Annotated in this window: 1 protein-coding gene; it reads right to left on the minus strand. The window is 57.7% G+C overall.

The window, feature by feature from the left end; genetic code table 11:
- Positions 1–275: 275 nt before the first annotated feature.
- On the minus strand, positions 276–1334 hold the full coding sequence (locus CAG00_RS27335) for an IS110 family transposase (RefSeq protein WP_085665802.1): 1059 nt from the start codon (positions 1332–1334) through the stop codon (positions 276–278).
- Positions 1335–1462 lie beyond the last annotated feature (128 nt).

Below are 1462 nucleotides of genomic sequence, written 5' to 3' on the forward strand. Positions count from 1 at the left end.
TCGCGACACAAGGCCGCTCCTATGTATGGACTCGCCCACACTGTCTAGCTGCTTTTGAACATAGGAACCCGGTTGCATCTATGTATCAGGCCTGTTCGAGGAAGCTTTTTGCTTCTGGCCAACATCGTGGTGAGCTCGCAGCGTGCCGTTTACATTGAGGCCACTGCATCGGGCCTGTAGGAGCGGAGGCATCAGTCTGCGACGGTCTTACCAGGGGTCAATGTTCACTAGCAGGGGTTGGAGCGCTTAGCGCCCCGGTGGCATTACTCGGTTGGTCAGAGGCTCATGGCAGCCTCCGGGTTGCTGTTCGGTTTGTGTTGATAGACCTGGTCGTTCTGTAACAGGGCCCAGATAATGCGCAGATTTCGATTAGCCAGTCTGATCGCCGCTTCCTTGCGCCCAAGGCGGGATAGCCAGCGCAAGAGGCGGCGATCGTCTGGCTGATCGGAATCAGGCCTTAGCTGACTCAAGACAGCATGTGCGCCCTGGATCATCAGGCTACGTATGTAGCCGTCACCTCGCTTGCTCATCCTGCCCAATCTGACTTTGTTTCCACTGCTGTGCTGATCGGGCACGATACCGAAGAAGGCGGAATACATTCGGCCACTGGCGAAGCGGCTGGGCTCGGTCTGTTTCGCCACGATCGCCGTGGCGATGATAGGGCCTACGCCACGAATGGTGACCAGTCGCTGTGCGACTTTATCCTCCCGGGCTGTCGCTTCGAGCCGTCTACTGAGCCCCGCAATGCGTTCACCCAGAGACAGCCAGTCCGTCAACAGCTCATCGAGCAACTCACGCAATAGGTCGGGCAAAGGTAAAGAGGCATCCTCAAGAGACCGCGGCACATGCTTACCAATCGCAGCGTCGCCCTGTGGCATGGATACGCCATGCTCAAGCAGCAAACCACGTATCTGGTTACCCAGCGCGGTATGCCGCTTGATGTTGCCGCGGCGGATACGGTGCAGTGCTTGAATAGCCAGTGCTGTGGTGCTCTTGATCGATATCGAGGCAATACTGGTATCGCGACCGGCGCGCAAAATGGCATGGGTGTCGTTACGGTCGTTCTTCGCGCCGCTGCGGTGTTCGGCGACTCGTTGCGCAGGCAGGATGCGAACCGCATTACCTTTGGCCTGCAGCAGCCTTGCCCAGGCTTGTGCACCTGGGCCGCACTCCATCAAGACGGTCACTGTCGCTGGCAACCTGAGCAGGAAATCATGAAAGGCCTGACGGGATTTGATGCGATCTTCGTAGATCACCCGACCGGTAGCATCCTCGCCTGCTAACTGAAAGACCTGCTTGGCCAGGTCTACACAGATGGTTGTGCAAAGCTCCACATCAGTGGACGACAGGGAACCTTGCTTGGAACTATGCTTTTTCATGGTCTCGCCCTCGCTGCCGTTGGCTTCTTAGAACGCCACCGTGGCACTGTGATGCCTCGGCGGGGGCGAGTCCATCGATTACA

Origin of the sequence: Pseudomonas sp. B5(2017) (assembly GCF_002112825.1) — a bacterium.
GTDB lineage: Bacteria > Pseudomonadota > Gammaproteobacteria > Pseudomonadales > Pseudomonadaceae > Aquipseudomonas > Aquipseudomonas putida_Z.